23 protein-coding genes and 1 tRNA gene are annotated in these 24,362 nt (G+C 62.7%); 10 read left to right on the top strand and 14 right to left on the bottom strand.

Translation table 11 applies throughout. The features are described from left to right. Positions 1 to 32: 32 nt before the first annotated feature. Positions 33 to 2,453, bottom strand: coding sequence for an HAD-IC family P-type ATPase (locus KI794_RS00195; RefSeq protein WP_255808676.1), 2,421 nt, complete (start codon positions 2,451 to 2,453; stop codon positions 33 to 35). 199 nt (positions 2,454 to 2,652) lie between these two features. After that, positions 2,653 to 2,736 (bottom strand) — tRNA-Leu (locus tag KI794_RS00190). Positions 2,737 to 2,904: 168 nt separating this feature from the next. On the opposite strand from KI794_RS00190, the gene KI794_RS00185 reads away from it, so the two are divergent. The 7 genes from KI794_RS00185 to pknB are packed head-to-tail and all read left to right on the top strand — an operon-like array spanning position 2,905 to position 11,989. After that, complete coding sequence (locus KI794_RS00185) at positions 2,905 to 3,654, top strand: FhaA domain-containing protein (protein ID WP_119285379.1); 750 nt, start codon at positions 2,905 to 2,907, stop codon at positions 3,652 to 3,654. Then, positions 3,651 to 4,217, top strand: a complete 567-nt coding sequence (locus tag KI794_RS00180) for an FHA domain-containing protein FhaB/FipA (protein ID WP_119285380.1) — start codon at positions 3,651 to 3,653, stop codon at positions 4,215 to 4,217. The genes KI794_RS00185 and KI794_RS00180 overlap by 4 nt, the downstream gene beginning before the upstream one ends. 2 nt (positions 4,218 to 4,219) lie before the next feature. Continuing rightward, positions 4,220 to 5,593 (top strand): PP2C family protein-serine/threonine phosphatase, encoded by a 1,374-nt coding sequence (locus KI794_RS00175; protein ID WP_119285381.1) that lies wholly within the window; start codon positions 4,220 to 4,222, stop codon positions 5,591 to 5,593. Beyond that, complete coding sequence (locus tag KI794_RS00170; protein ID WP_255808675.1) at positions 5,586 to 6,992, top strand: FtsW/RodA/SpoVE family cell cycle protein; 1,407 nt, start codon at positions 5,586 to 5,588, stop codon at positions 6,990 to 6,992. Before KI794_RS00175 ends, KI794_RS00170 begins: the two co-directional genes overlap by 8 nt. Next, complete coding sequence (locus KI794_RS00165; RefSeq protein WP_119285383.1) at positions 6,989 to 8,476, top strand: peptidoglycan D,D-transpeptidase FtsI family protein; 1,488 nt, start codon at positions 6,989 to 6,991, stop codon at positions 8,474 to 8,476. Before KI794_RS00170 ends, KI794_RS00165 begins: the two co-directional genes overlap by 4 nt. Beyond that, complete coding sequence (locus KI794_RS00160) at positions 8,473 to 10,206, top strand: serine/threonine-protein kinase (protein WP_255808674.1); 1,734 nt, start codon at positions 8,473 to 8,475, stop codon at positions 10,204 to 10,206. Before KI794_RS00165 ends, KI794_RS00160 begins: the two co-directional genes overlap by 4 nt. Positions 10,207 to 10,255: 49 nt before the next feature. Then, positions 10,256 to 11,989 (top strand): Stk1 family PASTA domain-containing Ser/Thr kinase, encoded by a 1,734-nt coding sequence (gene pknB, locus KI794_RS00155; protein ID WP_255808673.1) that lies wholly within the window; start codon positions 10,256 to 10,258, stop codon positions 11,987 to 11,989. 44 nt (positions 11,990 to 12,033) lie between these two features. Here the strand turns inward: pknB and KI794_RS00150 are convergent, their stop codons facing one another. From KI794_RS00150 to KI794_RS00140, 3 genes are read right to left on the bottom strand one after another with little or no spacing between them, the layout of a single operon-like run. Further along, positions 12,034 to 12,672: an anthranilate synthase component II gene (locus tag KI794_RS00150; protein ID WP_119285385.1), complete on the bottom strand. Its 639-nt coding sequence runs from the start codon at positions 12,670 to 12,672 to the stop codon at positions 12,034 to 12,036. Then, positions 12,669 to 12,827 (bottom strand): hypothetical protein, encoded by a 159-nt coding sequence (locus tag KI794_RS00145; RefSeq protein ID WP_162921436.1) that lies wholly within the window; start codon positions 12,825 to 12,827, stop codon positions 12,669 to 12,671. Before KI794_RS00145 ends, KI794_RS00150 begins: the two co-directional genes overlap by 4 nt. Next, positions 12,827 to 13,591, bottom strand: coding sequence for a class E sortase (locus KI794_RS00140; RefSeq protein ID WP_255808672.1), 765 nt, complete (start codon positions 13,589 to 13,591; stop codon positions 12,827 to 12,829). The genes KI794_RS00145 and KI794_RS00140 overlap by 1 nt, the downstream gene beginning before the upstream one ends. Before the next feature lie 60 nt (positions 13,592 to 13,651). On the opposite strand from KI794_RS00140, the gene KI794_RS00135 reads away from it, so the two are divergent. Continuing rightward, positions 13,652 to 13,927, top strand: a complete 276-nt coding sequence (locus KI794_RS00135; RefSeq protein WP_119285387.1) for a cell division protein CrgA — start codon at positions 13,652 to 13,654, stop codon at positions 13,925 to 13,927. 225 nt (positions 13,928 to 14,152) lie between these two features. On the opposite strand, the gene KI794_RS00130 is transcribed toward KI794_RS00135, so the two are convergent. Then, positions 14,153 to 14,962 (bottom strand): rhomboid family intramembrane serine protease, encoded by an 810-nt coding sequence (locus KI794_RS00130; protein WP_255808671.1) that lies wholly within the window; start codon positions 14,960 to 14,962, stop codon positions 14,153 to 14,155. 172 nt (positions 14,963 to 15,134) lie between these two features. Next, positions 15,135 to 15,644, bottom strand: a complete 510-nt coding sequence (locus tag KI794_RS00125) for a peptidylprolyl isomerase (RefSeq protein WP_119285389.1) — start codon at positions 15,642 to 15,644, stop codon at positions 15,135 to 15,137. A gap of 70 nt (positions 15,645 to 15,714) precedes the next feature. Between KI794_RS00125 and KI794_RS00120 the strand changes: the two genes are divergently transcribed. Further along, positions 15,715 to 16,215: a DUF5324 family protein gene (locus KI794_RS00120; protein ID WP_255808670.1), complete on the top strand. Its 501-nt coding sequence runs from the start codon at positions 15,715 to 15,717 to the stop codon at positions 16,213 to 16,215. A gap of 27 nt (positions 16,216 to 16,242) precedes the next feature. Here the strand turns inward: KI794_RS00120 and KI794_RS00115 are convergent, their stop codons facing one another. From KI794_RS00115 to KI794_RS00105, 3 genes are read right to left on the bottom strand one after another with little or no spacing between them, the layout of a single operon-like run. Beyond that, a complete protein-coding gene (locus KI794_RS00115) occupies positions 16,243 to 16,872 on the bottom strand; it encodes an NUDIX hydrolase (RefSeq protein WP_370647834.1) in 630 nt (209 codons plus the stop codon). A gap of 21 nt (positions 16,873 to 16,893) precedes the next feature. Then, positions 16,894 to 17,964: an alpha/beta hydrolase gene (locus tag KI794_RS00110; RefSeq protein WP_255808669.1), complete on the bottom strand. Its 1,071-nt coding sequence runs from the start codon at positions 17,962 to 17,964 to the stop codon at positions 16,894 to 16,896. Positions 17,965 to 18,004: 40 nt separating this feature from the next. Continuing rightward, positions 18,005 to 18,901, bottom strand: a complete 897-nt coding sequence (locus KI794_RS00105) for an EamA family transporter (protein ID WP_255808668.1) — start codon at positions 18,899 to 18,901, stop codon at positions 18,005 to 18,007. A 68-nt stretch (positions 18,902 to 18,969) separates the two neighbouring features. Here KI794_RS00105 and KI794_RS00100 point away from each other — a divergent pair, with 68 nt between their 5' ends. Continuing rightward, on the top strand, positions 18,970 to 19,830 hold the full coding sequence (locus KI794_RS00100; RefSeq protein WP_255808667.1) for a LysR family transcriptional regulator: 861 nt from the start codon (positions 18,970 to 18,972) through the stop codon (positions 19,828 to 19,830). 13 nt (positions 19,831 to 19,843) lie between these two features. Here the strand turns inward: KI794_RS00100 and mmsB are convergent, their stop codons facing one another. The 4 genes from mmsB to KI794_RS00080 form a co-directional block, all read right to left on the bottom strand. Beyond that, on the bottom strand, positions 19,844 to 20,746 hold the full coding sequence (mmsB, locus tag KI794_RS00095) for a 3-hydroxyisobutyrate dehydrogenase (RefSeq protein WP_119285394.1): 903 nt from the start codon (positions 20,744 to 20,746) through the stop codon (positions 19,844 to 19,846). A 36-nt stretch (positions 20,747 to 20,782) separates the two neighbouring features. Continuing rightward, positions 20,783 to 21,928 carry an acyl-CoA dehydrogenase family protein gene (locus tag KI794_RS00090; protein ID WP_255808666.1) on the bottom strand — a complete coding sequence of 382 codons (1,146 nt, stop codon included), beginning with the start codon at positions 21,926 to 21,928 and terminating at the stop codon, positions 20,783 to 20,785. Between the two features lie 8 nt (positions 21,929 to 21,936). Next, positions 21,937 to 23,469: a CoA-acylating methylmalonate-semialdehyde dehydrogenase gene (locus KI794_RS00085; RefSeq protein ID WP_255808665.1), complete on the bottom strand. Its 1,533-nt coding sequence runs from the start codon at positions 23,467 to 23,469 to the stop codon at positions 21,937 to 21,939. A 206-nt stretch (positions 23,470 to 23,675) separates the two neighbouring features. Continuing rightward, on the bottom strand, positions 23,676 to 24,320 hold the full coding sequence (locus KI794_RS00080) for a TetR/AcrR family transcriptional regulator (RefSeq protein WP_255808664.1): 645 nt from the start codon (positions 24,318 to 24,320) through the stop codon (positions 23,676 to 23,678). Positions 24,321 to 24,362: the final 42 nt, after the last annotated feature.

Raw genomic sequence — 24,362 nt, 5'->3', positions numbered from 1 at the left:
CGTATACCTCAACTACGCATGATTTTGATTCTTTATGTTAATGAAACATCACTCGATTCGATCCGCCGTGTGTGCCAGGCCCGCAGAATCTCAACCAGTACGATCCCAATGCCGACGATAGTGAGCACCAGCAGCCCCAGAGCGTTGGGGAGCCACGCAACCGCAAAAAAGTCTCGCGTGAGCGGCACGGCCCAAACGAGCCCAAGGCCCGCATACATCGAGAGGACGATGAGCACGCGGAACGGATGAACTGGGCGGGCGAGGACAGCGAGTACCCACAGCGCGATTCCGGCAAGCGTGAGCGTCGCAGCAGACTGCATTTCGGTGACAGTGAAATCGCCGACTCGTGGAGCGACGAGGTGAAGCGCAAGTATGCCGACAGTGACGATGATCCCGGCAGGCACCGCAAATGTCAGCGATCGCTTCATGAAACCGGGCCGGTACCGTGACGCGTTCGGCATGAGTGCCAGGAAAAACGCGGGAATACCGATCGTCAGCCCGTCGGTGATCGAGAGTTGCCGTGGCAGGAATGGAAATGCCCACGCGAGAAGTCCGAAAATCACGCCTATCGCCAGGGCGTATGTGGTCTTCGTCAAGAAGAGCTTCGACACGCGCTCAATGTTTGCGATCACGCGGCGACCCTCCGCCACGACGCCCGGCATCCTGTCGAACCTGCCGTCGAGGAGCACAAGCCGCGCGACTGCCTTGGTGGCGGGAGTTGCCGTGTCCATCGCAATCCCGAGGTCCGCATCTTTGATGGCGAGCGCGTCGTTCACGCCGTCACCAGTCATGGCGACAACATGGCCGCGGCTCTGCAACGCGTGGACCATCGCCCGCTTTTGCTGGGGGGTGACACGACCGAACACGCGCTCACGCTCGAGGATCTCAGCGAGCTCGTCAAAGTCTTCAGGGAGTGTTCGGGCGTCGACGCCACCAGCATGCTCGATTCCGACTTCTCGGGCGACGGCCGAGACGGTACGTGGATCGTCGCCGGAAATAATGCGCACAACCACGCCCTGCTTCGCAAAGAACGCCATCGTCTCGAGGGCATCTGTGCGCACCTCCTCGCGAAAGCTCAGGATCGCGACAGGCACGAGGCCACCGGGCAGCTCTGGTTGCTCCCCGCCACCGACGGGCTCGTACGAATGGGCGAGGAGGAGCGTGCGAAGGCCAGACTCTGCAATCGCACCTGCCTGCGTCAGCGCGTCCCGCGATTCCTCGGTATCTGTTGTCGCGAGCACGAACTCGGGAGCGCCGAAGATCCAACTGCCGGGCTCGCACCCGTCGGCCTCGTCTGTGAGGAGCGCGCTCCACTTTCGCGCAGAATCGAACGGGATCTCACCACACACACGCGGCGTGCGGAAGTCACCGAATGGATCCGCTAGGCACTGTGCAGTGCCGTTTGCATCGGGCGCAGTGCCAAGCGCGCCAAGCACGGACTCCCATCCGGCTCGCTCGGCGAGCTGTGCGACGTGGTTGAAGACGATCTCGCCTGTCGTGACGGTGCCAGTCTTGTCGAGGCAGAGGGCATCGACTCGCGCCAGTCCTTCCACCGCGGGAAGCTCCTGGATGAGCACGTTGTCTTTCGCGAGTTTCAGGCCACTCACGGCGAAAGCGATGCTCGTGATCAATACGAGCCCAAGGGGAACCATCGCGATTACCGCAGCAACGGCGCCGACGACTGCTTCACGCCACGCGCCCGAAGCGATCGCGGCACCCCAGCCACCGAATGCCTGCATTTGGCCGTTCACCACAATCAGGATCAGTGGGATCAGCGCCCACGAAATCCAGCGCAGGAGCGTATCGATACTCCCGCGAAGCTCGGATCGCACGAGGGAGAAGCGTCGGGCTTCAAGCGTGAGTTTCGCTGCGTAGGAGTCTGCCCCGACCTGTACAACCTCGGCGAGCGCGCTTCCGCCCACGACGTTCGAGCCAGACAGCACTTCGTCTCCAGGTGCTTTCCGAATCGGGTCTGATTCTCCAGTGAGCATCGACTCGTCGACTTCAAGGCCGCGTGGACCGCCGTGATCTGTGTGTACGACGTGTGCGTCGGCAGTCACTTGGTCGCCAGGCCTGAGAACGAGGAGGTCTCCGAGGACTACGAGTTCAGGAGATATCTCGCGTGCGACACCGTCGCGGAGCACCCGGGCCGACGGCGCGTTCATCACAGCGAGCCTGTCGAGGGTGCGCTTTGCGTTGAATTCCTGCACAACCCCGATGACAGTGTTAAAGAGTGCTGGGAGCCCGAACAGTGCGTCCTGCCAACGCCCGAGCACCAGCAAGATTCCAAAGCCGGCAAACACGATCCCGTTGAAGACTGTGAAGACGTTCGCTGCAAGGATTTCACCGAGGGACCTGCTCGAACCGTCGGGCGACGCGTTCCCCTGGCCCGCACGCATTCGTGCGTCTGCCTCCGCCTCGGTCAACCCGCGTTTCACGTCAACAGCTGTCATTCGTCGTTCTTTCGGTTCAAGCCTTGGTCATGACCCGCCGTCAGCGCAGCCGTCTCGTCCGACAAATCTATCCTGCGGCCACTGGAGAGAAGCGGGGAATCCTTTGCTTGACGATAGGCCCTACGCGAGCCATTCACAGGCCAAAACGAACAATGACCGAGAACCCAAAGGATTCTCGGTCATTATGCTTCGATACTCGTGCGCAAGGGGGGACTTGAACCCCCACGCCCTTGCGGGCACTGGCACCTGAAGCCAGCGCGTCTACCAATTCCGCCACTTGCGCGAGTCTGCCGCCCCCGCATGAGCTGCGTGGACAACTCGTACAGCTTAGCAGCACACGGCAATCCAAGACAAAGTGAGTACACTATTGCAGAATTACCCGCGTGGCGGATCATCTCTGCTGCGCGAATTCGCAAGGCTCGTAGTGCGGTTGAATTGAAAGGAGCGGGACATGGGATTTCTCGACAGCGTCGAACGCTCTCTCGAACGCGCCGTGAATGGCGCTTTCGCCCGCACATTCCGTTCGGGCGTGCAGCCCGTTGAGATTGGCTCCGCGCTCAAACGCGAGCTTGATATCGGAGCTGTCGTTGTCGACCGCGATCGCGTACTCGCCCCGAACCGCTTCGTCGTCCGCGTATCTCCGCAGGACGCCGACAGGCTGATCCGTCTCGGCAACACCCTTGAGAACGAGCTCCGCGAGATTGTGCGCAAGCACGCGGCTCGACAGAACTACCAGTTTCTTGGAGATCCAGACGTCGAGATCGTGTCTGACGGATCACTGACTGGTGGCGTGCTGCAGGTCGATGCGACCCAGGTTGAGGGCAGCGTCGACTGGGTCGCGGCAATCGATGTCGATGGCCAGCGCCACGAGCTCCGCCGCGGCACGACAGTCGTTGGCCGTGGTTCCGACTGCGACATTCGCATCACTGACAGCGCAGCTTCTCGCAAGCACCTCGAGATCATTTGGGATGGCGCCAGTGGGCTTGCCCGCGATCTCGGCTCAACGAACGGGTCGAAAATCGAGGGGCAGCGCTTCCGCGAGGCGCGACTGCAAACCGGGTCAGTGATCATGATTGGCCAGACTGCGCTACGCTTCCAACTGGTGCCGGGTCGAAGCCGGGCACCACGGCAGGGCTACTCAGCGGGTTCGTCAACGCGCGGCTCAGCAAGTGTCGACCAAGATTTCTGGGGGGCCAAGTGAGCGAACTCACGTTGCTCATCATGCGCATCGGCTTTCTGCTGTTGCTCTGGTTTTTCATCTTCTCGATCGTCTATGCGCTCAGGAGCGACCTCTTCGGTGCCCCGGCTCGGAAGCTCAAGACCGAGGGCCCGACAGTGCAGCCTGCGCCCCCGGCACCGGCGCCGCAGCTCCAGCACGCTGCTGCCGCGCCCGCTCCGAGCCCGCAGTCTGCTAGCCCGTCACCAGTGATTACGCCGTCTGGCGGGGCGCTTCCGTCTGCTGGATCGTCGGGCCCGGCTCGATCACTCGTCATCACATCGGGGGTTGCGACAGGCACCTCGATCCCACTCGACGAAGACTTTGTCTCAATCGGCCGAAGCTCGGACTCGACACTCGTCATCGTCGACGAGTACACCTCCACCTATCACGCGCGCCTTGCCCGCTCTGGCGACAACTGGGTGCTCACTGACCTCGACTCAACAAACGGCACGCTCCTCAATGGCGAGAAAGTGCGCCGCTCAGTCAATGTGCCGACGTTCACTCCGGTTACGATCGGTAAGACAACGTTTGAGCTGAGGCCGTAGGCGTGTCATACGGGTACGCGAGCGCGGTCGCCTCGCACGTTGGTATGGTTCGTGCGAACAACCAGGACTCGGGGTACGCCGGGGATCAGTTGTTCCTCGTCGCCGATGGCATGGGTGGGCACGCGGGCGGCGATGTCGCTTCGGCGCTCGTCACTCGCGACGTCGCGAAGCTCGACGAACCGCAGACTGGGAACCCGGCAGACGCCGCTGAGCGGCTCCGACAGTCGCTGCTCGTTGCGAACACGATGCTCCGCGACACTGTCAAAGAGCATCACGAGCTCGCAGGCCTTGGCACGACCTTCGTCGGGTTTCTCACCGTCGGCGATCAGCTGGCTGCGGCACACATTGGAGACTCGCGACTCTATCTATTTCGTGACGGCGTTCTCCAGCAGATCACGAAGGATCACACCTTCGTGCAGCGGCTCGTAGACAGCGGGCGGATCACTGAAGAAGAGGCGCAATACCACCCGCGTCGCTCGGTGCTCATGCGTGTGCTTGGAGACGTCGAGTCGGCCCCCGAGGTCGACACGATGGTGCTCGACACCCGCCCGGACGACATCTGGTTGCTCTGTTCTGACGGGCTGTGCGGATACGTCAGTGACGACGACATCGAAAAAGTGCTCCGCCGCCGCCGCTCGTTGCAGAGCGCGGTCGACGATCTCATTGACAAGAGCCTCTCGCACGGTGCGCCAGACAACGTCACCGTCGTGCTCGTGGAGACCACGACACCCGAGGAGGCCGAGGAGCTGGAGGTCGACGCTCCCGCATCGGTGCAGCGCCCAGGAGACACGCTTGAGATCGGCGGCCGGCTGTTCGAGGACGACGACCCGCTGCCAGACCTCACGAACGCGGACGGCGATCCAGTCGGCCCACGAAACCCGCGATTCGTTGGCTCAGCCGCGAACGCGCCACAGCTCCGCGACGGAACGACGAATACGGCTCGCACGCGTCTCGCGAGTCGCAGGCGCATTCGCCGTGTCCCCGCAGTCGAAGAAAGCCACTTTGAGGCAAGGGCCGACGAGTATCTCGCGGAGCTGCTCGCTGAAACGAGAAGAAGTAACCGGCGCCGGCGCGCGATGTGGCTTCTCGGCGTTATCGCAGTGCTCGCCGCAATCGGCGGCGCGCTGCTTGTTGGGTACCAGTGGACGCAAACACGCTATTTCGTTGGCACAGACGGCGACACAGTCATCATCTACCAGGGCGTCAATCAGGATCTGGGTTCGCTGTCGCTCTACTCGGTAGCCGAGGACACCGGGATCCCGCTTGCTGCCCTTGACGGTCTCGAGCGGCGTACGATCGAGCGCACGCTCGCCGCGGGCTCGCTGCAGGATGCGCGCGACATCGTCGACAGGTTGGGAGATCTCCCAGATGCCTAACTCGTCGAAAAAGTCAGAACCACGCAGCTTCGAGAAGAATCGGACGAGCGAGACGGTGCTCCAGCGGATCACAGCGATCCGCGCGCCCCGCAAGCTCCGCACCCTCGAGACCGCGCTCTTGATTTTCGCCCTCGGCATCGGCATTGCCGCCGTCGTGACGATCGACCTCACGCTGAACCAAGAGGTCACCCCGGCGCTCCTTGCAACCGGGATCCCGTTCATTCTCGCGGTGTTCGGGCTGCACTTGCTTGTTCGCCGCATCGCGCCCGACGCTGACCCGCTGATCATGCCAATCGCAGTGATGCTGAACTCAATTGGCGTCGCGATGATCTATCGCATCGATCTCGCGCGCGGCCTGACTGGCTGGGACGCGACAAGCGTTCGTCAGCTGCTCTGGTCGACAATCGCACTCGTGCTCGCCGGTGTTGTGTTGCTCGTCATCAAGAACCACCTGGTGTTGTACCGCTACACCTACCTGTTCGGCCTCGGCGCGCTTGTACTGCTGCTCTTGCCAATGCTGCCCTTTATCGGGCACGAGGAGTGGGGCGCACGCGTTTGGATCAAGGTCGGCTCGTTCTCATTCCAGCCTGGCGAGATCGCGAAGATTTTCCTCGCGATCTTCTTTGCGGGGTACCTCGTGCGCAACCGCGACGCACTGTCGATGGTCGGAAAGAAGTTCGCGGGCATCCGCTTCCCGCGGGGCCGCGACCTTGGGCCGCTGCTCGCTTTCTGGCTCGTTGCCATGTCCGTTCTCGTGTTCCAGCGCGACCTCGGTACCTCGCTTTTGTACTTCGGGCTCTTTTTGTCGATGCTCTACCTCGCAACGGGGCGCATCGGCTGGGTCATCTTGGGCGTCGGCCTCTTCCTTGTTGGCGGGATCGCGGCGAGCCAGACGCTGCCCTACGTGCAGCGCCGATTCGCGAACTGGTTGGATCCGTTCGCAGACCCCTACGACGCGGGCCTGCAGATGGTGCAGGGGCTCTTCGGGATGGCCAACGGCGGCATGACCGGAACCGGGCTCGGCCAGGGCTATCCAGCAGATACCCCTGTCGCCGAGAGCGACTACATCTTCCCGAGCCTCGGCGAAGAGCTCGGTCTGATCGGTCTCTTCGTAGTGCTCGCCGCGTACCTGTTGCTCGTTGGCCGCGCGCTGCGCATCGGCTTTGCTGGGCAGGACGACTTCGGCAAACTCCTCGCCTCGGGTCTCGGATTCGCGATCGCGCTCCAGGTGTTCGTCGTCGTTGGCGGCGTCACCCGCGTGATCCCGCTCACTGGTCTGACGGCACCATTCCTCGCAGCCGGCGGCTCCTCGCTCGTATCGAACTGGATCATTGTCGTGCTGCTACTTCTGCTCTCAAACTCGGTGCGCAACCGACCTAAGCTGGTGATCCGCTCATGAACAAGCAGCTGAAGTTTCTCTCCCGCGCGGTATTCGGCATGTTTCTCGTGCTGTTTTTCTCTGTCACGATGATCCAGTTCGTGAACGCCGACGAACTGCGCAATAACCCGCTGAACCAGCGGACAATCAAGAATGGCTACAAGGTTGAGCGCGGCTCAATCATCGTCGACGGTGAGCCAGTCGCCTTTTCAACCCCAACGCAGGACACGTTCCGCTACCTCCGAAACTACGACCCTGGCGTGCTCTACGCGCCGGTCACCGGCTACTACTCCAGGCAGCAGGGCATGACCGGCCTCGAAGCCGCGATGAATAAAGAGCTCACGGGCAACGCCGACGGTCAGTTCTTCACCCGCATCCAGAACACGCTGAACGGTGTGAAGCCGCAGGGAAGCTCGATCGACACCACGATTAGCGGGAAGGTCCAGAAAGCCGCCTACGAGGCGATGCAGGAGTACTCGTTCGAGGGCGCGGTCGTCGCGATCGAGCCGAAGACTGGCCGCATCCTCGCGCTCGTGTCGACGCCAAGCTACGACCCGAATCTGCTCTCTTCAAACGACGACAGCGAGATCATCGCGAACTACGAGGCGCTCAGCGCCGAAGAGATGCAACCCCTCATGAACCGTGCGATTGCCGGGGATCTCTACCATCCGGGCTCTGTCTACAAGCTCGTCACAGCCTCCGCCGCTATCGAAAGCGGAGCGGCGAAGCCGTCGACTGAGTTTGCGAACCCAGCAAGTCTCACGCTCCCCCAGTCAAACGCCGTGATGCGCAACTCCGACCAGCAGACCTGCGGCACGGGCGCGAAAGCCTCCCTCGAAACTGCAATCATGTACTCATGCAATATCCCGATCGCGGAGATGGCGATGGGAATGGACAAAGACGAGGTGCCCAAGATGGCGCGCGCCTTCGGGTTCGAGCACGATCTCACGATTCCGCTTGAGGTGACGCCAAGCGTCGCGCCGACTCCACTCGACAAGGCACAGGTAGCGCTCTCCTCGATCGGCCAGCTCGACGTTCGTACCACCCCGTTGCAGGTGGCGATGGTCTCTGCGGCGATCGCGAACGGTGGCAAGGTGATGACGCCGCAGCTCGTTGATCGGGTTATTGCTCCTGACCTCCGCGTCGAGCAAGAGTTCGATCCGGAGGAGCTGAGCCAACCAATCTCACCAGAGACAGCGCAGGCCGTCGCTGGGATGATGGAAAAGGGCGTCTCCGATTCGACTGGCTTCGCCCACCTCTCGGCGATCGACGGCGTACGCGTCGCGGGTAAGACAGGTACGGCGCAGACAGGTATAGACGCCAACGGGAACGATCTTCCCTATACCCTTTGGTATACGGGCTTTGCGCCAGTGGACGACCCCAAGGTCGCGGTCGCTGTCGTAATCGCTAACGGGGGCGGCGAGAGCTTTGATTTTCAGGGAGGTTCGTACGAACTCCCGACGGCAGTAGGTAAACGAGTGATGGAAGCGGTGTTGAACGGATGAGACCAGCGGCAGGGATCACATTCGGCGGGCGCTACGAGCTGAGTTCCCGTATCGCAGTCGGCGGTATGGGCGAGGTGTGGCGCGCAAGCGACAGCATCATCGGTCGCACCGTCGCCATCAAGATCCTGAAAGACGAGTACATGGGCGACCCCGGCTTCCTCGAGCGCTTCCGCGCGGAGGCCCGCCACGCTGCGCTCGTGAACCACGAGGGCATCGCAAACGTATTCGACTATGGCGAGGAGCAGGGCTCCGCCTACATCGTCATGGAACTCGTGCCGGGAGAGCCGCTCTCGGCGATCGTCGACCGCGAAGGGCGCCTCCCAGCAAACCGCGTGCTCGGCATCGTCGCGCAGACAGCAACGTCGCTACAGGCGGCCCACGACGCGGGTCTCGTGCACCGTGACATCAAGCCTGGCAACCTGCTCATCACGCCTGAGGGTCGCGTGAAGATCACCGACTTCGGCATCGCCAGGATCGCTGATCAGGTGCCCCTGACCGCGACTGGTCAGGTCATGGGCACAGTCCAGTACCTGGCGCCTGAACAGGCGAGCGGCCACGCCGCGACCCCGTCAACCGATATTTACTCGCTCGGCATCGTCGCGTACGAGTGCCTCGCAGGCAAGCGCCCCTTCACCGGCGAGTCACAGGTGGCCATCGCCATGGCGCAGATCAACGACACGCCGCCGGAGCTTCCGGCTGACGTACCGGAGCCCGTGCGCAACCTCGTCATGTCTTGCCTGTCGAAGGATGCCGCAAACCGCCCGGAGTCTGCGGCGAAGCTCGCCCAGGCCGCTGCGGCGCTGCACCGTGGCAACATCGAGCTTGCCGCGAGCTACGTGCCACAGATCCTTGGTGAGAAGGAAGACCCGACGGCGACAGTCGTTATGCAGCAGCCCGGAGGAGACGCTGCGACCACCGTCATGCCAAGCACCCAGGTGCTCGACCCGACGGTCGCACTCACTGAGAGCGGCGAGCCTCTTGGTGAGGAGTCCGAGGAGGAAGAGAAGAAGAAGCGCAGCCGCTGGACGTGGCCGCTCATCACTCTTCTCGCCTTGTTGCTGCTCATCGGCGGCGGCACAGCCATCGCGCTTCTGAACAACGGCGGTGACAAGAAGCCCACCGAGACTTCCCAGACGACGACCAAACCGACGAAGACAACCACGAAGCCAACTGAAACGACTACCCCGCCGCCTGTCACGAGCGCCTCGATCGACTCGAACCAGGTAATCGGTAAGTCGTTCGAGGAGGCCAAGGGGTACCTCGAGGGTCTCGGCTTCACGAATATCGCAAAGAAGGACGGTTCCCCGGTTCCCGACGGCGAGGTCGGCCTGGTGTCCGACATCTCGCCGACAGGCAAGGCCGAGTTCAACGAGCTCATCACTGTCACCGTGAACATCGCGTTCGGCACGATCCAGACGCCCGGCGCGCCCGGCGTCGCGAACTCAACCGTCAAGGTCGGCGATCCGATCGTGCTGCAGAGTTTCGCATCCGCGTGCCCTGCCGGCCTGCAGCTCGGCGCCTACGAGGTGCAGCTCTCCGACGAGTCGCTCGCGCAGCTGACGAACAACGCCTCAGCGAGTGGAGCAACGCTCCGCGCTACCGCTCCGGGCACGCTCAACGTCACCTACAGCTACCGCTGCGAGGGGCCCCAGCAGCGCGTGTCCGAGGTGTCGGCTCCCGTGACTGTCACGATTCAGCCACAAGACAGCAACGAGGATGAAGAAAGCTAGCCATTCGAGCTTTTGATCAGGGGACCAAGCAATAGACTTTGGTTCAGTTATGTCGACGAGTGCGGAAGAGGTGAACATGTCGGAAACCGCGAGCGGGGGAAACTCGCGAGTTCTTGCGGGGCGCTACGCGATCGGCGAGTTCATCGGGCAGGGTGGCATGGCCACCGTCTACCGGGGCACCGATATCAAGCTTGGCCGCCAGGTGGCGATCAAGATAATGAAGTCGGAGCTTTCCGGCGACGAGCAGTTTCGCTCGCGGTTTCGACAGGAGGCCCAGTCTGCCTCCCGGATGGCGCACCCAACGATTGTGCGTGTCTTCGATGCCGGCGACGACCTGATCCAAACCGCCGAGGGCGCGAAGCGGTTGCCGTTCATCGTGATGGAGTACGTCGAGGGCACAAACCTCAGACAGTTCATCGAAGAGAACGACCTGTCGCTCACCGAGGCGTCCCGCATCGTTCAGTCGGTGCTGACCGCGCTCGAGTACTCGCACCGTGCGGGCATCGTCCACCGGGACATCAAGCCCGCGAACATCATGATCACGAAGGCCGGCCAGGTCAAGGTCATGGACTTCGGTATCGCGCGCGCGGTCTCGGACACCTCGTCGACGCTGCAGCAGACCACCGCCATACTCGGCACGGCCGCCTATTTCTCGCCTGAGCAGGCGAAGGGCGAATCAGTCGACGCACGCACCGACCTCTACTCGACCGCAGTGCTGCTGTACGAACTCCTTGCCCGGGATGTCCCGTTCCGCGGCGACACCGCAGTGGCTGTTGCATACCAGCACGTCAGCGAACGGCCACGGCCAGCAAGCGAACGAAACCCCGAGGTCACGCCAGAGCTCGACCGCGTCGTGCTCTACGGCCTTGGAAAGGACCGCGCCCGTCGCTTCCAGACCGCAGCGGAGTTCCGTGAGGCACTCGCTGTCGCGTCGAGCGGCAAGATGCCCGACCTGCCGAGACACGACACCCAGAACACTGTCCTCTTCTCCGCAGGCGAAGAGGTATCCGAGTCTGACCTCGCGATTCGTCAGCTCGCAGAAGGCGGCGGCAGCCGCACTCAGAGCCGCCCACCAGTCATGTGGACGTGGGCCGCGATCCTGACAATCGCGGCAATTGTCATTGCCGTGGTCTTCTGGCTCGTAAACCTCGTGCCGAACGAGATTTCCCCTTCGAACGTGCGTGAAATCCCAGACCTCACGGACCTCACCCGATCTGAGGCTGTCGAAAAGCTTACTGCCCTCGATCTTGAGGTCATTCAGATCGAGCAACCTGACGAGAAGGTCGCGAGCGACCACGTCATTTCAACGGACCCAGAGGCCGGTACGACTGTGAACATCGGTGACGAGGTCACTGTGCTGATCTCGTCTGGTCCGGTTCAGGCCGTGGTGCCCGACTTCGCTGGAAAGTCGCAGGACGACTTCACCAAAGAACTTGCTGACCTCGGCCTTGTCGTCGGAAAGGTCATTACGAAGGACGACCCGGTTGCGCCTGACGGACGAGTCCTCGGCATCTCACCGGAGGCCGGAAGCAAACTTGACTCTGGCGCCGCAGTTGACCTCACAGTGGCTTCGGGCAAGGTTGATGTTCCAGACGTCGTGAATCAGTCGCTTGATACCGCCCAGAACGCGCTGAGTGGACTGGGGCTCGACGTGACAATTGATGCCCAGATGGCGTCTGCGACCGGCTGCACCTACAACCCGCAGCTGCTCATCACTGGTCAGACTGTCGTGGGGTCGAGCCCGCAGGGATCGCAGATCACGCTGAGCTACTGCGCCGGCTAGGCCGGACGGAGCGTGAAGCAGGCGCCAAGCACGCCCCGTCTGGCCTATTCGGTTGCGATGAGTGGTGAGAGCGTTGCCGCGATCTCAGCGGCATTCTCGAGGCCGACAACCCGTAGCCAGTTACCCAGCTGCTGGTAGCCCCCCTCAGTGAGCACCGATTCGGGGTGGTATTGCACGCCGAACATCGGCAGCTCCCGGTGACGAAGCGCCATCACCACGCCTCCGGCAGTCTCAGCGGTCACTGTGAGGCTCTCAGGCACTGTGCTGCGCACAACCGCGAGCGAGTGGTACCTCGTCGCATCAAACTCCGCTGGCACGCCCGCGAAGAACTCATCGTCGGCGTGACGCACTCGCGACACCTTGCCGTGCATGAGTTCCTCGGCGTGAGTCACAGTCGCCCCAAGCGCCTCGGCGATCGCCTGGTGGCCGAGGCAAACGCCAAGCAACGGGATTCCCGTGCGCACAGCGATACCGACCATCGGAATCGAGACGCCAGCGGCTGCCGGGGTGCCAGGGCCTGGCGAGATGAGGACGCCGTCGAAACCCGTGACGAGCTGTTCGAGCTCGCCGACTGACACATCGTCGTTACGTATCACCCTCGTCTCTGCTCCAAGCTGCTGGAGATAACCGTTGAGTGTGTAGACGAAACTGTCGTAGTTATCGATAACGAGTACGCGGGTCATGTTGCAACCGTCGATTCCTGTTCGGGGAGCATTTCGAGTGCCCACGGATAGACGTATGTAATGAGCGCCCACACGAGCGCGACTGCCGCACCGAGAAGCACGATCACACGGAACCAGGCTGGGCCTGGAAAGAATCGCCAGAGTAGTGAGAACACTATGCCCGTCCTTCCATAATCGCGGGGTTGAGCTCGATAAGCTCGGCCGGCGGGCCGTCGGCGCGTGGCTGGAAGCTCTCGAACACCGAATACGCGATCGCTCGCTCGTCTGTGCCCCAATTCTTCGGATGGCACGTCGTCAGCGTCATGATCTGATCGGTCGGCTCAATTCCGTCGATGCGCGGAAACGAGTTGAGCACCTCACCCTCGGTCGGCCACACATACTCAAGCGACCGAAAACGGTAGGTGTACCACCCGTCCTGCGTTTCGAAGAACAGTGGGTCGCCGACGCGGAGATTCATGACTTCCTTGAACGGCGTAATGTAGCCGCCGGAGCGGTGGGCGGCGATCGCAAAGTTTCCTGGCTCGCCAGGCAGTGCACTGTTCGTGTAGTGCCCGATTCCCTTGTCCTCAAGATTCAGCGTCTCCCATGGGTCGGTGCCCTGGGCGACATTGTTCACAAAGGTCGTGCCAAATGCTGGCACGTGGAGCTGGCCGAAGACTTCGCCGGGACCACCGACCTCAGGAACCGGGACCGTGCCGTCGAACGGAGGTTGCTCGGCGGCAGCCTTGTCCCACTCAGCAGAAGTTGCGTGCGAAAGCTCAAGTTGCTTGCCCGTCACAACGAGACCTGTGTGCCATGGCTGCCAGACGATGTAACCGAACACGGCGAGGCCGGCGACGATCAACAGCTCGCCGATCACCGTCAACGGGCTCAGCCGGGCGCGACGGCGACGGCCTCTGCGTGGAGTTACATCGTTCATTTGTAGCCATTCTAAGCCGAGCACACTGGGCAGACACCACGAACTGGGTAGACTGTCACCATGGCAGCAGCTGGTAAAGAAGTAAGCAAGCGCAACGCGGCGGAGGCCGCGGCACGACGTGAGCAAAAGGAAGCCGCGCGACGGGATGCACCGAACCCTGTGTGGTTCAAGCCCGTCATGTTCGGTTTCATGCTGCTCGGGCTCCTCTGGATCGTCCTGTTTTACATCACGAGCTCGAACCTTCAGCTCCCGATTCCGCAGCTGGGTCAGGCAAACATCTTCGTTGGGTTCGGCTTCGTGCTCATCGGGTTTCTGATGACTCCCTGGTGGAAGTAATCCACAGGCTCGTCTGAACTACATCGGTGTAATTCTCCCCAGCTGGGGAGAACCCTGTGGATAACTTTTCACAAGTTTTGAGATTGTGCAGGGCCCGGAGCCCGGGCATATGAGCGCACCGTTGCGTCCATCCGCCTGACACCTCAAGATACGAAAGCGGCGCGAGTGGGTATTCCCACTCGCGCCGCTTTCGTACGGTACGCCGTTTTTGGCAGCCCTACTGCCCTACAACGGTGACACCACGAGGAACGCGCAAGAAAGCGCGACGAGCAGCGCACCGACTGCCGAGAGGCCGACGATCTGGCGTGTCTTCAGGCGCGGCCCGCGCGTCTGCACAATGACCCACATAGTGAGCGCGCCGACAACCATTCCGCCGAGGTGCGCCTGCCACGAAATGTTTGCTCCTGGCATGAACCCGATGCCGAAGTTGATCGCGAGCAGCACGATCAACGATGTTACGTTCGCGTTCATTGATTTGAACGCGACAACTGTCGCAGCGAGGACGCCGAAGATGGCTCCCGAGGCACCAACAGTTGGGGTGAACAATCCTGTCGTGTCGGCGTAGCCCCACAGCATGACACCAAGGGAGCCACCGATACCCGCGAACAAGTAGAGCACCAGGAAGCGCCACTTGCCAATGAGCTGCTCGAGGTTCCTGCCAAACATGTACAGGGCAAGCATGTTGAACAGGATGTGCGGGAGAAAACCTACCGAGTGAGTAAACATCACCGTGAGCATGCGCCACGGCTGGAACTCGGCGTTGAGGTACGCTCCGTCGGGATACCCAGGCAATGCCCCCGCGGCAACCTGGTGAGTCCCGTCTGCGAGTGAATACGTCGGCACGTACCAGAGGGCACTCGTCACGCCGTCCTTACCGAAGTAATGACTGAGGAGTTGGAGTGCGAACACAATGACGTTGAGCGCAATGATCGAGGTCGTTACCGGGTAGTCAAGGGCGGCAATACGCCGCCCAGCGACCCGAGCTGAGCGACTGAACCGTGCCGCGCCCTTTGGCGCCGCGCTCGTCTGCTTCACGCATTCCCGGCACAGCACCCCAACGGGCGAGGCGATCTGGCACTCGGGGCAGATCGTTCGTCCGCAGCGCTGACAGAGCGTAAAGCTTTGTCGCCCGGGGTGGCGGTAGCAGACGTCAGATTCTCCGTACTCCGCCCGCTCCCCGTAGCTCGGGCCGCTGGTCGCCAAGGTGTTAGACCGCGGCGATGTCGACGCCGGTCATCACCACGTCCTCGACGGGGCGGTCGGCCGCGCCTGTCTGCACTGCCGAAATCGTGTCGACGACCGCCTTCGACTCATCGTCGGCAACCTCACCAAAGATTGTGTGCTTGCCGTTGAGCCAGTCAGGAGCGATCGTCGTAATGAAGAACTGCGAGCCGTTCGTGCCCGCGAGGCGTCCGGTCATGTCCGGGCGCTTGCCTGCATTCGCCATCGCCAGCTGGTACGGCTTGGTGAAGCCGAGCTCGGGGTGGATTTCGTCATCGAAGTTGTAGCCAGGCCCGCCGGTGCCAGTGCCTGTCGGGTCACCGCCCTGGATCATGAAGTTCGGGATGATGCGGTGGAAGATCACACCGTCGTAGAACCCCTTCTCTGCAAGGTCAACGAAGTTCTTCACCGTCTTCGGTGCATGATCACCAAAAAGGTTGATAACAATGTCGCCGTGGTTGGTGTGGATAGTCGCTACTGCGGTGTGAATGGTCATGTCACAAGTGTACGGTGTAGCGTGGGAAGCCAAGTGGACGCGTCCCGTGCTACTTGAAGGAGGATCCGGAATGAAACTCTCACGCAAGCGTCGTCGCGAGCTCCGCGAACTGCGCTCTGACGCCCAATTACTCCTCGACCAGCAGCTCGAGGTTCTCGGCAACGCGGGTACGGTTGTCAAGCACGCCGGCCACCAGGCTCGCCTGCTCAGCGATGAGCACGTAGCGCCCCGCGTCAACCAGGCCGTCGACCGTGTGCGCCCTGTTGTTGATCGAGGAGTCGCATCAGCGCGAAGCGCGGCCCGCACAGTGCGCCGAGCGACTGCTCCCGCCGTCGCGAGTGCGCTCGCCTCGACGATTCGCACACTCGACGAGATCGAGAATCCCAAGGCCGCGGCGCAGGTTCGCGACTTCGGTGTGCGCGCCGGCTATCTTGAGCCTGTGAAGAAGAAGCGCAACGTCTCAGGCATCATCGCACTCACACTCGGGGCCGCAGCAGCGGTCGGTGTCGGGTATGCCCTCTGGCAGGCGTTCCGCACCGACGACGAGCTCTGGGTTGCCCCAGAAAGCTAACAGCGCGTTTCGAGTGCTACCGATTGGCTAGCGACCGCGTGATTTCGAGCGTCCAGCGCTTGGTCGCGCGGCGCTAGCCTTCGTGCTTCCAACCCCCTGCGACGCAGCAGGTTTAGCGGCACCGCCCTTAGCTCCTGCGTTCTTCGGCGAGCCCTGCTTCGCCGCTCCGGCCCTGCCCCCGCCAGACTTCGTGGCACCGCCACGGCCCTGCCCGCCACGGCCCTGGCCTGTACCGCGGCGGCTGAGACCCGCCATCCGTAGCCCAGTCTGCACGAGCGAGAGCGTCTTGAGCGAGCTCACGTCCTTGAGCGAGACCCACCTGGCTTCGTCGGACGAGCCATCAACCTCGTTGCGAAGCGGACCGTCCTGTACGGTTGCCCGATATACGATCCTGATTGTGTGCATCTCAGGGTCGGTGCCCTCGGGAACTTCCTCGCGCACCATGACCCTGGAGTCGACACCGAGCAGCCGTCCGGGCTTCGCGTGCAGCCCCGTCTCTTCGAAGACCTCGCGTACGACAGCATCCTTCGGATCCTCACCAGGATCGATGCCCCCACCGGGCAACGTCCATCCGTGTAGGTGCCCCCGACGCCAGTGGGTAAGCAGGATCTTGCCGCGGCGCTCAATGACCGCGTAAGCCGCTACCCGTAGATCCATATAGTGAGCCTACCGCGAGGCTCACTCAACCGCCCGACGCCACCCTTTCGCGAAGCGCTCCATCCGCGTGTACGCGTCGTGGCGCGGCTCCTCTGCCGAGACGAATACGTCGTGTAGCGCCCCTTGGATCCGCTCAATCGTCACGGACGGGCCAAGGCGAAGCGCTGCCCTGGCAACGCCGTCGACGTCGAGCACGCTGTCGGCACGAGTGAGCTCCGGGCTCCAGCGTGCGGGAATCGCGGATCGGGCTGAGAGGAGTACGCACACAGGAACGTCTATGTTGAGGCCGCGATACACAAGATCGTGACCGGCAAGAATAGCCTTGAGCCATCCGGTGTGGACCGGATGGCTCTGTTCGGGCCGCCATTCCTGGTTGATGCGCGCAACATCCGCATCCGGCCCGACCTCGCGCATGGCGCGCGCATAGAAGCCGTAGTCAAGTTGCGGAATCCCCTCCAGCGGACTCAGCTTCGCCCCCAAGGTCACGATCGGCGCGATCATCTGTCTGCCGCGCGTCGAGAGCTGCAGTTCAAGCCACGGACTGTTCAGCACAACTGCGTCTGCGACGCCCGGGTGTCGGCTCGCCCACAGGCTGAGCACAAGTCCGCCTGTCGAATGCCCGAGCAGCAGAATCTTCCGTTCGCCTGCATTGCGTTGGCTCGAGGCCCGCATCTCTGCGAGCGCGAAGTCAATCTCTACGTCGTAATCCTCGAGGTCGTCGACGTAACCTGCTGTCTGCCCGGGCCGCAGGCTCCTTCCGTAGCGCCGGAGGTCGAGCGCGAAGAACCTCGCGCCGCGCTCTGTCCAGAACCTCGCAAGATCAGTCTGAAAGAAGTAGTCTGACCAGCCGTGCACGTAGAGCACATCGACGTCTTCGAAATCTCGTGCGCGGCCGATGATGCGCTGCCACAGAGACCGGTTCGTGGGGAGCGACCTGACGAGGGTCGCGACAAGTCGTGGCCGCTGCTGCTCGTCCCCGTCACCAACGTGACTTCCCTTGCCATCAGTAAAGGCTGGATCGTCGTCGGCGCCAAGCTCAAAGGTGAGCTGCTCAAAGCCGTCGCCGAGCACATCGGGTCGCCATTGAATCATGCTGCCAGTCTAGGAGCGGATTGCCCGCAGGCGAAGGAGGCTAGCGGCGAACTCGGACCGCGTTTGTCGAGGTGACAAGCACATTGCTCGCAACAACAAGACCGATACCGATGAGCTCGTGTGCAGTGAGCTGCTGACCGAGCAGCACAAGCCCGACGACCGCTGCCCACACCGGATGCATGCTCTGCAGCGTGCTGAACAGGCTTGCTGGCAGGAGCCTGAGCGCAACCACGTCGATCGAGAACGGCAACACTGACGAGGCAAGCGCACAGATTACCGCCAAGCCGAGCGCCCACAGCGGCGGAGGGTGTGCTGCGAACCACGCGATGGCTAGTGGGATCCAGATGACGCCCGAGATGAGGCTCGCCGTTGCGACTCCCTGCATCCCTGGCAGCGTCTGACCGATGCGCCTGTTCAGCAAAATGTAGGCTGCCCACGCAGCCGCGGAGACGAGGCCGACCGCGACGCCGAGCAGGTCCGAAGTCGGGCCCGGGTTCACGAGCACAACCACTCCAACGACTGCAAAGAGTCCGCCAAAAAGGTCAATGACTCTGCGCGCACTCAAGATCACGAGCGCGAGCGGCCCAAGGAACTCGAGTGTGATGGCGAGGCCCAGCCCCAGTCGCTCGATAGTGATGTACACCGAGGTATTCATGATGCTGAACACGAGCGCAAGGGCCGTCACCGCAAGCCAGTCCGAGCGCTTCATGGCGCGGAACTTTGGGCGGCCGACGGGCATGAGCACCGCTGCGGCGACGAGTTGCCTGACGGCGACAACGCCCACTGGTCCGATTGCTGGAAATGCGAGGGCGCCGGTTGCCGCGCCGAGTTGATTGCCGAGTGACGCGACCTGTGTCAGCGCCACCCCGCGGCTGAGCGCGGACGGGCCCCGCGGCCTCTGAGAGCCGTCCTGTAGGTGCATGCGCTGGGTCGTCACGGATCAACCATAGGGCGTCGGCTTCAATTCGCATTGTGCAAGTTTTGCTCGTTGCATACGCTTACCGTATGGAATGGTCACTGCGCGAACTTCGCTGCTTCGTCGTCGCCGCGACGTTTGGCACGATCACTGACGCAGCCGTCGAACTACACATCTCGCAAGCCTCAGCCTCCCGCGCAATCGCGGGCCTCGAACGGGCCCTCGGTCAGCGGGTTCTTCGTCGCGGGCGTCACGGCTGCGAGCCAACAGCGTTTGGCGAGGCGCTCCTTCCCCAAGCCCGTCGCCTCCTCGCACAGGTTGACGCTGTCAACACACTCGCCGCCCGCGAGCACGACAGACTGCGGCTTGGCTACGCCTGGTCAGCGCTCGGCAAGCACACAACCACGCTGCTGCGTGAATGGCGCTCAGACCAGCCGAGCATCGAGCTCCACTTCGAGCAACACTTCACGCCAACTTCAGGCCTCGCCGAAGGCCGCTGCGACGTGGCCATCATGCGGAGCCCGCCGGATCCCACCAAGTTCTCAAGCGCCGTGATCGGACTCGAACGAAGGCACGCTGTGTTTTCAGCCGACGACCCCATCTGGGCGAAACGTCGCTCGCTCAGAATGCGGGAGTTCGCTGGGCGCACGGTTGCAGCCGAGCCGCGCTCAGGCACGACAAAGCGAGAACTCTGGGATGGCGGGCCCGCACCGGCGTCATTCATCACCGTTGCAGACACCGAAGACTGGCTCAACACACTCTCAGCGGGCGAGGCCGTTGGCGTGTCTGCCGAAGCGACGGCAGTTCATCATGCTCGAGCAGGCGTGCGTTTCATCTCGATCACCGACGCGCCGCGCATCGCAGTGCGGCTGGTCTGGTGGCGCGACGAGTCTCCAAGCGGCATCGAGGCCCTCGTCGAGCACACCACTCGGCTCTACGCGCGCGGATAGTCGCAGAGAGCCATCACTCCTGGCTCTCTGCGCGGATCGTGTTGATGATCCCAGAGAAGTCCTGCAGCGCTCCTGGCCCTGCCGCGAATTCTGCGTAACGCTCGTGTGCAAGCAGGCCGAGCCGCGCGTCGACCCCTGTGAGTGAGATCATCTGCTCAGCAAGCCCGAGGTCTTTCGCCATCAGGGAGCCCGCGAACCCAGGCTCGTAGTCGTTGTTTGCTGGGCTCGCCGGGACCGGGCCCGGCACGGGGCAATTCGTCGTCAGCGCCCAACACTGGCCCGAGGCGTTACTCGCAACATCGAAGAGCGCTTGATGTGACAGTCCGAGCCGCTCGCCGAGCACAAACGCCTCGGCGACAGCGATCTGTGAGATCCCGAGGATCATGTTGTTGCACACCTTGGCCGCCTGGCCAAGACCGGAACCGCCGCAGTGCACGATCCTGCCACCCATCGCCTCAAGTGCGGGGGCCGCTGCCTCAAAGTCAGCTCTCTCACCACCAACCATAAACGCGAGCGTTCCCTTCTCAGCGCCGACGACACCTCCTGAGACCGGCGCGTCGAGCGGGCGATGCCCCGCGGCGACGGCAAGTTCAGCAGCACGACGAGCCTCGTCAACTGCGATTGTTGAACAGTCAAGAAAGAGCGTGCCTGGGCGCGCCGCGCTGAGCAGCCCCGGCTCCTCGGAGCTCCCGTAGGCGGCGAGCACATGCTGTCCAGCTGGCAGCATTGTCAGCACAATATCTGCATCCGTCGCGGCAGCGACGGCAGATTCTGCAATGTCAACACCGGCAGCCCGAGCCGCCTCGCAGAGCTCAGGCACAAGGTCAAAACCGCGGACCGTGAATCCGGCGCCCACGAGGTTTGCCGCCATTGGCCGCCCCATGTGCCCGAGCCCAATAAACGCAATCGTTGTCATGTTCTCTCCTTTTGAACGCCAGTCGGCCCGTGCACGCTAGCGCTTCCCGCCTCGCAGCAGGTCACGTCCGATGATGGTTCGCATGATTTCGTTTGTTCCTTCGAGAATTTGGTGCACCCGTAGGTCCCGCACCACGCGCTCAATCCCGTACTCGTGCAAGTAGCCGTAGCCGCCGTGCAGCTGCAGCGCCTTATTGGCGGCGTCAAAGGCTGCGTCCGTCGCAAACCGCTTCGCGAGTGCGCATGCGACTGCGGTGTCACTCGCACCGCTGTCCATCTTGGCGGCGGCGCGCTCGAGCAGCGCCCTGCCAGCTTGGATGTCAGTCGCGATGTCGGCGAGCGTGAACACGATCGACTGGTTCGCCGCGAGAGGCGCACCGAACGCGTGGCGCTCTTGCACGTAGGCGATCGCCCGGTCGAGCGCCCACTGTGCGCCCCCAATCGAGCAGGCACCAATGTTGACTCGACCACCGTTGAGCCCGCGCATTGCGATGTGAAAGCCGTCACCTTCCTCACTCAGGCGGTTGGCGACTGGCACCCTGACGTCTTCGAAGATCACTTGGCGGGTGGGCTGCGCGTTCCAGCCCATTTTGTGCTCGTTCGGGCCGAAACTCAGGCCAGGAGTGTCTTTCTCGACAACGATCGTGCTGATTCCCGCCGGACCGGGCCCACCTGTCCGAGCCATCACTACGTAGACAGACGCGGCACCCGCACCGGAGATGAACTGCTTCGTTCCGTTCAAGACGTACTCGTCACCCTCGCGGCGAGCACTCGTTGTGATCGCGGCGGCGTCAGAGCCGGCGCCCGGCTCTGTCAGGCAATATGCGCCCAACTGCTGCATCGACACCATGCCGGGGAGCCAGCGTTCGCGCTGTTGCACTGAACCGAACGTGTCAATCATCCAGGCCGTCATGTTGTGGATCGAGATGTACGCAGCGACAGCGACGTCACCTTTCGCGAGTTCCTCGAAAATAGCGACAGCGTCGAGCCGCGAAAGCCCCGAACCATACTCCTCGCGAACGTAGATGCCTCCGAGCCCGAGCTCCCCCGCAGCCGCCAGCGCGTCGATGGGGAAGATCTTTTGCGCGTCGCGTTCAGCCGCGAACGGTGCGAGCTGGGCGTTCGCGAAGCCGCGCACGGCCTCGACAAGCGCTTCGCGTTCTTCTGCGGCGGTATCCCTCATGGCGGCGCTCACTGCATCGTTGGGATGACGAAGCTTGCGCCCTCTTTTGCGCCCGACGGCCAACGGCTCGTGACTGTTTTCGTCTTCGTGTAGAAGCGGAACGCATCGGGTCCGTGCTGATTCAGGTCGCCAAAGCCAGACCGCTTCCAGCCCCCAAAGGTGTGATAGGCGATTGGCACTGGGATCGGTACATTCACGCCGACCATTCCGACGTTCACGCGGGCTGTGAAATCGCGAGCGGTGTCGCCGTCACGGGTGAAGATCGCAACACCGTTTCCATACTCGTGGTCGCTCGCAAGGGCAAGCGCTTCCTCGTAGGTCTCAGCGCGAGCCATCACCAGCACCGGGCCGAAGATCTCTTCAAGGTAGACCGTCATATCGGGGGTAACGTTGTCAAAGAGTGTCGGTCCGAGGTAGTAGCCGCCCTCATATCCCTCAACAACGTGGCCTCGACCGTCTGCGAGCAGCGTGGCACCCTCGTCGATTCCCAACTGAATGTAGTGTTCGACTCTCGCCTTGGCCTCCGCAGACACAAGCGGGCCGTAGTCAGCGGTCTCGTCGAGCGCCGGGCCGATCTTGAGGTCGCCGAGTCTCTCGACAAGCTTCGCCGCGAGCGCGTCAGCGGTTTCCTTGCCCACAGGAACAGCGACCGAGATCGCCATGCAGCGTTCACCTGCCGACCCGTACCCGGCCCCGATGAGGGCGTCTGCGACCTGGTCGAGGTCAGCGTCTGGCATCACGATCATGTGGTTCTTCGCACCTCCGAAACACTGAGCCCGCTTGCCCTCAGCTGCGGCAGTCTCGTAGATGTACTGCGCAATCGGCGTCGACCCGACAAACCCGATCGCACGCACTCGATCGTCGTGGAGCAGTGCGTCGACTGCTTCCTTGTCGCCATTCACGACGTTGAACACCCCAGGTGGCAGCCCCGCTTCAAGCAGAAGCTCCGCGATGCGCAGCGGCACGGACGGGTCGCGCTCAGAGGGCTTCAGGATGAACGAGTTGCCTGCCGCGAGGGCCGGTCCTGCCTTCCAGAGCGGAATCATCGCCGGGAAGTTGAACGGGGTGATGCCTGCGACGACGCCCAGAGGCTGACGCATCGAATAGACGTCGACGCCAGTGCCGACGCCAGTTGAGTAGTCCCCCTTCAGCAGGTGTGGCCCACCGACGGCAAACTCAATGACCTCGACGCCTCGCTGAATGTCGCCGATCGCGTCGGGTACTGTCTTGCCGTGTTCGCGCGAAAGGAGTTTTGCGAGCTCGGGTGTATCGCGGGCGATGAGGTCGAGAAAGCGCAGAAGCACACGCGCCCGGCGCTGCGGGTTGAGCGCTGCCCACTCGAGCTGCGCCTCAGCGGCATTGTCGATGGCAGCGGTGACTTCTGCCGTGCTTGCGAGCGGCACCCGCCCTTGCACGAGGCCAACGCTCGGATCATAGACGTCGCTGAACCTTCCCGATGTTCCGGCGACGTGCTCTCCATTGATGAAGTGGGTGAGCACTCGCGCTTCACCGGGATGTGGTGGGTGTGCGACAGTGGTCATTGGGCGCTCCTTCGGGCCAGGTGTCATCGACTCTCGGAGGCGATCTTGTGGATTGCTCCCCGGTTACTGCGAGCGTAAACGAACGATCGTTCAAATACAACACGCACAGATTCACCTACCGTGTGCACGTATGCACACAGGGTCTTCTCACACGCTGCCACACCACACGCACACGCACACGCACGGTGATGGTCGTCGTGGCGCCGTCACCTCCGTGTCGCGAGCGCGCCCACCATGTCGAGCGACATTCGCGCGTACCGCTCAGCAAGGCCGTGTGGGCTGATGTCGCCATCGAGCCGATACCAGGTCGCAACGGCGATTCCCATGTTGATCATCCCGCGCGCGGCTTCTCGCGGGTACGGCGTGGTGAAGACCCCCAGACGAACGCCGTGCTCGACGACCTCGACGAAGAGCCGCTCCTGCTCGTCCCGCAGGGCGATTACTCGCTCGCGTCCTTGCCCCTCCAAGCAGTGTACCTCGGACGCTCCGACCCGAGCCTCCTCCTGGCGTACCGTGTGAAACTCGACCCAGGCGCGGACGAGGGCGTCAAGCCTCGCTGCGGGATCATCCGCGGGAGCCGCGGCCACGCGAGCCCGAGTGCTCGCGAGCACGTCCTGCAACGTCATTGTCATGACAGCTTGGAGCAGGTCTTGCTTACTGCCGAAGTGATGGTAGATCCCAGCGAGTCCGATCTTCGCCTCGGAGGCGATGTCACGCATCGACGCCCCAAAGTAGCCTTTCGCTGCGAAGCTCTTGAGCGCTGCGGCAATGACCGATGCACGAGACTGCCCGTTGCGAGCCCTGCCACGCGGCACCCGATTCTCGGGGTTCGGTTCTTCGACGCTAGTCACGCCATCACACTATCGCGCGAACTGTCATGCGCCAGCCCGATG

It is taken from the genome of Leucobacter aridicollis (genome assembly GCF_024399335.1).
Lineage (GTDB): Bacteria > Actinomycetota > Actinomycetes > Actinomycetales > Microbacteriaceae > Leucobacter > Leucobacter aridicollis_A.
The sequence above is the reverse complement of the archived record's forward strand: the minus strand, read 5'-3'. Positions and strand labels throughout refer to the sequence as shown.

Bases quoted from the DNA above. Each gene is read 5' to 3' on its own strand.
- pknB (WP_255808673.1), top strand. From the start codon at position 10,256: ATGTCGACGAGTGCGGAAGAGGTGAACATGTCGGAAACCGCGAGCGGG.
- KI794_RS00110 (WP_255808669.1), bottom strand. From the start codon at position 17,964: ATGATTCAATGGCGACCCGATGTGCTCGGCGACGGCTTTGAGCAGCTC.
- KI794_RS00090 (WP_255808666.1), bottom strand. From the start codon at position 21,928: ATGAGGGATACCGCCGCAGAAGAACGCGAAGCGCTTGTCGAGGCCGTG.
- KI794_RS00195 (WP_255808676.1), bottom strand. From the start codon at position 2,453: ATGACAGCTGTTGACGTGAAACGCGGGTTGACCGAGGCGGAGGCAGAC.
- KI794_RS00170 (WP_255808675.1), top strand. From the start codon at position 5,586: ATGCCTAACTCGTCGAAAAAGTCAGAACCACGCAGCTTCGAGAAGAAT.
- KI794_RS00160 (WP_255808674.1), top strand. From the start codon at position 8,473: ATGAGACCAGCGGCAGGGATCACATTCGGCGGGCGCTACGAGCTGAGT.
- KI794_RS00120 (WP_255808670.1), top strand. From the start codon at position 15,715: ATGAAACTCTCACGCAAGCGTCGTCGCGAGCTCCGCGAACTGCGCTCT.
- KI794_RS00100 (WP_255808667.1), top strand. From the start codon at position 18,970: ATGGAATGGTCACTGCGCGAACTTCGCTGCTTCGTCGTCGCCGCGACG.
- mmsB (WP_119285394.1), bottom strand. From the start codon at position 20,746: ATGACAACGATTGCGTTTATTGGGCTCGGGCACATGGGGCGGCCAATG.
- KI794_RS00150 (WP_119285385.1), bottom strand. From the start codon at position 12,672: ATGACCCGCGTACTCGTTATCGATAACTACGACAGTTTCGTCTACACA.
- KI794_RS00135 (WP_119285387.1), top strand. From the start codon at position 13,652: ATGGCAGCAGCTGGTAAAGAAGTAAGCAAGCGCAACGCGGCGGAGGCC.
- KI794_RS00140 (WP_255808672.1), bottom strand. From the start codon at position 13,591: ATGAACGATGTAACTCCACGCAGAGGCCGTCGCCGTCGCGCCCGGCTG.
- KI794_RS00085 (WP_255808665.1), bottom strand. From the start codon at position 23,469: ATGACCACTGTCGCACACCCACCACATCCCGGTGAAGCGCGAGTGCTC.
- KI794_RS00125 (WP_119285389.1), bottom strand. From the start codon at position 15,644: ATGACCATTCACACCGCAGTAGCGACTATCCACACCAACCACGGCGAC.
- KI794_RS00115 (WP_370647834.1), bottom strand. From the start codon at position 16,872: ATGGATCTACGGGTAGCGGCTTACGCGGTCATTGAGCGCCGCGGCAAG.
- KI794_RS00165 (WP_119285383.1), top strand. From the start codon at position 6,989: ATGAACAAGCAGCTGAAGTTTCTCTCCCGCGCGGTATTCGGCATGTTT.
- KI794_RS00185 (WP_119285379.1), top strand. From the start codon at position 2,905: ATGGGATTTCTCGACAGCGTCGAACGCTCTCTCGAACGCGCCGTGAAT.